At 61.5% G+C, this 6,108-nt stretch carries 8 protein-coding genes; 3 read left to right on the forward strand and 5 right to left on the reverse strand.

Features of this window, described 5'->3' with window-relative positions; translation table 11 throughout:
- Positions 1–93: 93 nt before the first annotated feature.
- The 5 genes from AC07OG_RS13980 to AC07OG_RS14000 all read right to left on the reverse strand — a co-directional run bounded on the left by AC07OG_RS13980 (position 94) and on the right by AC07OG_RS14000 (position 4,349).
- Positions 94–1,104, reverse strand: coding sequence for an SIS domain-containing protein (locus AC07OG_RS13980; protein ID WP_495067329.1), 1,011 nt, complete (start codon positions 1,102–1,104; stop codon positions 94–96).
- A complete protein-coding gene (gene nagA / locus AC07OG_RS13985) occupies positions 1,097–2,203 on the reverse strand; it encodes an N-acetylglucosamine-6-phosphate deacetylase (RefSeq protein WP_060543139.1) in 1,107 nt (368 codons plus the stop codon). Before nagA ends, AC07OG_RS13980 begins: the two co-directional genes overlap by 8 nt.
- A 14-nt stretch (positions 2,204–2,217) precedes the next feature.
- Positions 2,218–2,949, reverse strand: coding sequence for a GntR family transcriptional regulator (locus tag AC07OG_RS13990; RefSeq protein ID WP_060543140.1), 732 nt, complete (start codon positions 2,947–2,949; stop codon positions 2,218–2,220).
- A gap of 295 nt (positions 2,950–3,244) precedes the next feature.
- Entirely contained in the window at positions 3,245–3,748 is a 504-nt protein-coding gene (locus tag AC07OG_RS13995) for a L,D-transpeptidase family protein (protein WP_495067291.1), read from the reverse strand.
- Positions 3,749–3,797: 49 nt separating this feature from the next.
- The gene (locus AC07OG_RS14000; protein WP_218424896.1) at positions 3,798–4,349 is read right to left on the reverse strand and encodes an NUDIX hydrolase; all 552 of its coding nucleotides are present in this window, start codon (positions 4,347–4,349) and stop codon (positions 3,798–3,800) included.
- A 147-nt stretch (positions 4,350–4,496) separates the two neighbouring features.
- On the opposite strand from AC07OG_RS14000, the gene AC07OG_RS14005 reads away from it, so the two are divergent.
- From AC07OG_RS14005 to AC07OG_RS14015, 3 genes are all read left to right on the forward strand, one after another.
- On the forward strand, positions 4,497–5,096 hold the full coding sequence (locus AC07OG_RS14005; protein ID WP_060543143.1) for a CoA pyrophosphatase: 600 nt from the start codon (positions 4,497–4,499) through the stop codon (positions 5,094–5,096).
- Positions 5,097–5,165: 69 nt separating this feature from the next.
- The gene (locus AC07OG_RS14010; protein ID WP_218424895.1) at positions 5,166–5,690 is read left to right on the forward strand and encodes a gamma carbonic anhydrase family protein; all 525 of its coding nucleotides are present in this window, start codon (positions 5,166–5,168) and stop codon (positions 5,688–5,690) included.
- 2 nt (positions 5,691–5,692) lie between these two features.
- Entirely contained in the window at positions 5,693–5,896 is a 204-nt protein-coding gene (locus AC07OG_RS14015) for a DUF1289 domain-containing protein (protein ID WP_371318078.1), read from the forward strand.
- Positions 5,897–6,108: the final 212 nt, after the last annotated feature.

Genomic DNA, 6,108 nt, shown 5'->3' on the forward strand with positions numbered 1-6,108 from the left:
AAGAACGTCGCGGGGTGTCAGGTTTTCCGTGTAATCGTTAACGTCCATCGCGAGCATGCTCGCTCCTGCAGGTCATTCAAATCGTCATTCGATTCAGTGGGTGCGCGTGACTTTGCTCAGGTGCCGCGGTTGATCCGGGTCCATGCCGCGAGCTACGGCCAGGCCGGCGGCCATCACGTAGAAACTCTGAATGGCCAGAATCGGGTCGAGGGCCGGGTGTTCGGCGCGGGTCAGGGTCAAGTCGCGCTCGAGCACATCGTCCGGTGCAGCCAGCAGGACTCGGGCGCCGCGCTGGCGCATGTCGGCGGCCAGGCTCAGCAGGCCGGCCTGTTCGGCACCCCGTGGGGCGAAGACCAGCAGCGGGTAGTTGTCACCGATCAAGGCCATTGGCCCGTGACGGACTTCGGCGCTGCTGAAGGCTTCGGCCTGGATCGCCGAGGTTTCCTTGAACTTGAGCGCCGCTTCCTGGGCGATGGCGAATCCGGCGCCACGGCCGATCACCATCAGCCGTTGGCAATCGCGCAAAGCCTCGATGGCCGGGCTCCAATCCTGCTGCGCGGCATCGCGCAGGCCGGCAGGCAAGGCCAGTCCGGCTTCGAGCAATTCGGCGTCTTCTTTCCAGTGGCCGATCAAACGGGCGCTGGCGCTGAGGGTGGCGATGAAACTCTTGGTTGCAGCGACGCTGCTTTCGGTGCCGGCGCACAGCGGCAGGCTGAATTCGCAGGCGGCTTCCAGCGGCGAGTCTTCGGCATTGACCAGGGAAATGCTCAAGGCGCCACGCTTGCGCAGCAGACGCAAGCTGTTCACCAGGTCCGGGCTCTGTCCCGATTGCGAGAACGCGAACGCAACCTGACCGCTGACCTTCAAGGGTGCCTGCTGCATGGTGACCACCGACATCGGCAACGACGCCACCGGAATGCCCAGCAACTGCATGGTCAGGTAGGCGAAATAGCTGGCGGCATGGTCCGAGCTGCCACGCGCCACGGTCATGGCGACTTGCGGAGGCTGTCGGCGCAGGCGCCCGGCGATCTCGATCATCTGCAGGTCGAGTTGTTGTAGCTGAGCCTGCACGGCCTGGAACGAGGACAGCGCCTCTTCAAGCATTTTTGAAGTCAATGTCTTCTCCTTCGACCATGACGGCGGTCAGTGTGAGTGAGCGATCGAGCCGCACGCAGTCGGCCCAGGCGCCGGGTTGCAGGCGTCCGCGATCGGTGATGCCGAGGTAGTCGGCGGGGAATTGCGACAGGCGTTGCGAAGCTTCGGCGATCGGCAGGCCGATCTTCACCAGATTGCGCAGGGCCTGATCCATGGTCAGGGTGCTGCCGGCCAGGGTGCCGTCGGGCAGGCGCACGCCGCCCAGACATTTGGTCACGGTGTGGCTGCCGAGCTTGTATTCACCGTCGGGCATGCCGGCGGCGGCGGTCGAGTCGGTGACGCAATACAGGCACGGGATCGAACGCAGGGCGACGCGGATGGCGCCGGGGTGCACGTGCAGCAAGTCGGGAATCAGCTCGGCGAATCGGGCATGGGCCAGGGCGGCGCCGACGATGCCCGGTTCGCGGTGGTGCAACGGGCTCATGGCGTTGTAGAGATGAGTAAAGCTGCTGGCACCGGCCTCCAGCGCGGCCACGCCTTCCTCGTAGCTGCCAAGGGTGTGGCCGATCTGCATACGCACGCCACGGCTGCTGAGGTTGCGAATCAAGGCATCGTGACCGGCGATTTCCGGGGCGATGGTGATCACCCGGATCGGCGCCAACGCCAGGTATTCTTCGACTTCGGCCAGCAGCGCGGTGTGGGCGAAATTCGGTTGGGCACCAAGTTTGCCCGGATTGATGTACGGGCCTTCAAGGTGGACGCCAAGCACCCGGGCGCAGCCTTTCGGCCGCTGTTCACAGAATTCGCCGACGGCCTTGAGCACGCCGCAAATCTCTTCGCTCGGCGCGGTCATGGTGGTGGCCAGCAGTGCCGTGGTGCCGAAGCGCACGTGGGTCCTGGTGATGGTTTCGAAGGCCGATGCACCTTCCATGATGTCTTTGCCGCCGCCACCGTGAACGTGCAGGTCGATGAAGCCCGGCAGCAGATAGGGCAGGTCGTTTTGCGCCGGATCGCAGGGCTCGCCTTCGATCGACACGACTTTGCCGTGTTCGTGGACCAGTCGGCCGCGAACCCAGCCGTGGGCGGTGAGGATGTTGTCTTCGGACATGATGGGCTCTCGGTTTAACGACGAAGCTCGGCAACGAAGTCGTAGTAGTCGTTGCGGCAATAAGTGTCAGTGACTTCGATCGGCGTGTTGTCTTCCAGATAGCCAACCCGGGTCATCAGCAGCATGGCGGTGCCGGGGGCGATGCCGACCAGCGCGGCGAACTCGTCCGAGGCATTGATCGCCTGGATGTGCTGCAAGGCGCGGACCACGGGTTTGCCGATGCCGTCGAGGTATTCGTAGAGGGAGTCACCCACGGCTTGCGGTTTGGCAATGATCGAGGCGGGCAGGGTGCTCATCTCGATCGCCATCACCGTGTCATCGGCCTTGCGCAGGCGTTTGAGGCGCGCAACCTTGTCGTTGGGCGAAAGCCCCAGCCGGATCAGTTCTTCGTGGGTGGGCAGGGTGATTTGCCGCTCCAGCCATTGTGAGCCGGGTACGAAACCCTTGAGGCGGAGCATTTCGCTGAAGCCCGAAAGGCGTGACAGGGGTTGCTCCAGGCGCGGCGTGATGAAGGTGCCGGAACCCTGGTTGCGGCGGATCAGCCCCTGTTCGAACAGCACTTCCAGTGCCTTGCGGGCGGTAACGCGGGAAATGCCCAGCAATTCGCTGAGGTTGCGTTCCGAAGGCATGGCCTGTTCGGCTTTCCACTGGCCGGCATGGATCGCCGCTTCCAGATTGCGTGCCAGTTGCAGGTAAAGCGGCGTCGGTTGGGTGTCGTCGGGCTTTAGGGCCTGGAGGTCGTTCATGGCTGGTGTCCGCGGCGGATATTGGAGTGTTTTCGCCCGTGAGTGCAGCGAAAACTAATACCACTTGAATACCATGTCAACGCACCGGGCTAGCGGGTGGCGCAGTAAATCCAGCCTCATTTGGCTGCGTGGAAAGGTCTTGGTTTGAAGTGGTATTAGGGGAGGGGGTTTTTAAAGCAAATATCGCAGCCTTCGGCAGCTCCTACAGGGGGCAATGGTATTCACCCTGCAGGCGCTGCCGAAGGCTGCGATCTCTTGATTTATTTTTTTCGAGGGCGACCAACGGTCGTAAGCATTACGGCCGGATTTCGATCATCGTGCCGTCCGGCACCAGGTTCCAGACTTCGCGCATGTCCATGTTGCGCATGGCGATGCAGCCGTCGGTCCAGTCCAGGGTATGGAACAGGTCTTCAGGGGTGTCCTCGGTGTCCGGGGTACCGTGGATCATGATCATGCCGCCGGGCTCGACGCCTTCGCGGCGGGCGCGGGCAGAGTCGCTGATGTTCGGATAGGAGACGTGCATCGCCAGGTTGAAACGGTCGCTGACCTTGCGCCAGTCAACCCAGTACAAACCTTCCGGCGTACGTTTGTCGCCCTCCATCAGCTTGGGGCCCTTGGGACGTTTGCCCAGGGAAATGCGATAGGTCTTGAGCGGCTTGCCGTCATTGATCAATTGCAATTGATGGGCGGACTTGAGAATCAGAATTTTCTCGATGACTTTGCCGTTGTAGGTTTCCGTGGCCGAAGCCTGGGTTACCGCAACGAACGACAAGCAGAGCAAGGCAAGCAACCAGCGCATTGAAACGATTCCCCAGAGGTGTCGCGACTATATATTTATAGGTGTTTTTTTAAGTGATGGCAGGCTGAGCGAGCGGCGGGATCGATTCGGACCGTACGGGATAGACCTCGGTCCGCCGGTCAGCGAAGAAGCATTCTAAGGTACGACCCACCGTGCGGAAAGCCAGGTCGGACCAAGGGATGTCGGCTTCTTCGAAAAGCTGCACTTGCAGGCTCTCCGGGCCGGCCGCAAAGTCCAGGTCCGCCAGTTCAGCCCGGAAGAACACATGCACCTGGCTGATGTGCGGTACGTCGATCAGGGTATAGATGCTCAGGTTGCGCACCCGGGCGCAGGCTTCCTCGGCGGTTTCGCGAATTGCCGCCTGTTCGATGGTCTCGCCGTTTTCCATGAAACCGGCGGGCAGGGTCCAGTAACCCCGCCGTGGCTCGATGGCGCGGCGGCACAGCAATACCTTCGAACCCCAGGTCGCCACGCAGCCGGCAACGATATTGGGGTTCTGGTAATGAATCACATGACAGCTGTCGCAGACGAACCGCAGGCGTGAATCGCCTTCGGGAATGCGCTGGGTCACCGGATTACCGCACTGGCTGCAAAATTTCATGCTTGGTTTCCTGAATGCTGCGCCTATCTTGGCGTGCACCGGTGTCTGTCGGCAAGTTGTCGTTTCGCGACATGCGCCTGTTCGGGGGCTTGGGCGAGCGCAATGATTGGTGCATGATGCAGGGTAAGGCACTGATCGAGAACACTCATGCTGGACGAGCTACTGCATCGGGTAAGCAACCACACTCCGCACACGCTGGAGACCGACCTGCGTTTTCCCGAGGCCGCGGTGCTGGTGCCCATCACCCGCAGTGACAAGCCCGAACTGGTGCTGACCCTGCGTGCCAGTGGTCTCTCGACCCATGGCGGCGAAGTCGCCTTCCCCGGCGGGCGTCGTGACCCTGAAGACCCCGACCTGGTCTTCACCGCCCTGCGCGAAGCCGAGGAAGAAATCGGCCTGCCTCCGGGCCTGGTGGAAGTGATCGGCCCGCTCAGCCCGTTGATTTCCCTGCATGGCATCATGGTCACGCCCTATGTGGGCGTGATTCCGGACTTCGTCGAGTACCGGGCCAACGATGCCGAGATCGCCGCGGTGTTCAGTGTACCGCTGGAGTTCTTCTGCAATGACCCGCGTGAACATACCCACCGCATCGATTACCAGGGCCGCAGCTGGTATGTGCCCAGCTATCGCTTCGGCGAGTACAAGATCTGGGGGCTGACGGCGATCATGATCGTCGAGTTGATCAACCTGCTGTATGACGCGAAAATCAGCCTGCACCAGCCTCCCAAAAGCTTTATCCATACTTGAGCCATCGTTCGAATGGCCTGAACCTGATCGCTACCAATAAAAGCCGGCCTGAGCCCTGAGGACAACGAGATGAAATACCGCCTGGGCGACGCCCGCGTCGAAACCCACCCACAGAGCTGGGTCGCGCCCAATGCCGTGCTGGTGGGCAAGGTCAAACTGGAAGAGGGCGCCAACGTCTGGTTCAACGCCGTGCTGCGGGGCGACAACGAGTTGATCCTGATCGGCAAGAACAGCAACGTCCAGGACGGTACGGTGATGCACACCGACATGGGCTTCCCGCTGACCATCGGCACCGGCGTGACCATTGGCCACAATGCCATGCTTCACGGCTGCACCGTCGGCGACTACAGCCTGATCGGCATTAATGCGGTGATCCTCAACGGCGCGAAAATCGGCAAGAATTGCATCATCGGCGCCAACTCGCTGATCGGCGAGGGCAAGGAGATCCCCGACGGTTCGCTGGTCATGGGCTCGCCTGGCAAGGTGGTGCGCGAATTGACCGACGGGCAGAAGAAGATGCTTGAGGCCAGTGCTGCGCACTATGTGCATAACTCCCAGCGTTATGCCCGGGATCTGGTTGAGCAACAAGAATGACCATCACTGAGCGCCCGGTTGCATCGCCATGCGTGAATATTTGTGCGCTGGACGACGATGATATCTGCACAGGCTGCCAGCGCACGGTCGAGGAGATCACCCGCTGGAGTCGCATGAATAATGACGAGCGGCGGGCGGTATTGGGGTTGTGTCATGAGCGGGCGAAGGCGAGTGGGCTGGTCTGGATGTTGCCTTCGAAGTCCTGACTCAACTGCAAAAGCCCCTCACCCTAACCCTCCCGAAACGTCGGACCGCCCGGGGGGAGAGGGAACTGATCGAGTTGGATGCTGGGGTTACGCCGGCCTGAGATATTGAGTCGAACTCAGGTTTGAGAAGCACAAAAAGCCCCTCACCCTAACCCTCCCGAAACGTCGGACCGCCCGGGGGGAGAGGGAACTGATCGAGTTGGATGCTGGGG

It is taken from the genome of Pseudomonas sp. GW821-FHT09H03, assembly GCF_059415945.1.

Excerpts from the sequence above, each read along its gene's own strand:
- AC07OG_RS13980 (WP_495067329.1), bottom strand. The coding sequence starts at position 1,104 with ATGCTTGAAGAGGCGCTGTCCTCGTTCCAGGCCGTGCAGGCTCAGCTA.
- AC07OG_RS14010 (WP_218424895.1), top strand. The coding sequence starts at position 5,166 with ATGAAATACCGCCTGGGCGACGCCCGCGTCGAAACCCACCCACAGAGC.
- AC07OG_RS13995 (WP_495067291.1), bottom strand. The coding sequence starts at position 3,748 with ATGCGCTGGTTGCTTGCCTTGCTCTGCTTGTCGTTCGTTGCGGTAACC.
- AC07OG_RS13990 (WP_060543140.1), bottom strand. The coding sequence starts at position 2,949 with ATGAACGACCTCCAGGCCCTAAAGCCCGACGACACCCAACCGACGCCG.
- nagA (WP_060543139.1), bottom strand. The coding sequence starts at position 2,203 with ATGTCCGAAGACAACATCCTCACCGCCCACGGCTGGGTTCGCGGCCGA.
- AC07OG_RS14000 (WP_218424896.1), bottom strand. The coding sequence starts at position 4,349 with ATGAAATTTTGCAGCCAGTGCGGTAATCCGGTGACCCAGCGCATTCCC.
- AC07OG_RS14005 (WP_060543143.1), top strand. The coding sequence starts at position 4,497 with ATGCTGGACGAGCTACTGCATCGGGTAAGCAACCACACTCCGCACACG.